Raw genomic sequence first — 237 nt, 5'->3', positions numbered from 1 at the left:
TGAAACGGCAGCCTGCGTGAGCAACTCCCCGAAACTGTGGCCCGGCAAACGTTTTACCCTGACCGGTCACCCGTCAGAAATGCTGAACCGCGAATGGCAGGTCACCGGCTCTGTACTGGAAGGAAGGCAGCCACAGGCGCAGCACGGCAGCTCCGGCGAAGGCACCACACTCAGTAACCACCTGGACGTCATCCCGGCTGACCGGACATGGCGTGCCTCCCCGCTGCCCAAACCCGC

Annotated in this window: 1 pseudogene; it reads left to right on the top strand. The window is 63.7% G+C overall.

The window, feature by feature from the left end:
• Nucleotides 1-237 (top strand): annotated as a pseudogene (locus OGV98_RS00040) (type VI secretion system tip protein VgrG); the annotation flags it as partial.

The organism is Citrobacter sp. Cf136 (assembly GCF_030333815.1).
In the GTDB taxonomy this organism is placed as follows: domain Bacteria; phylum Pseudomonadota; class Gammaproteobacteria; order Enterobacterales; family Enterobacteriaceae; genus Citrobacter; species Citrobacter freundii.
This window is presented reverse-complemented; position numbering and strand designations above follow the sequence as displayed.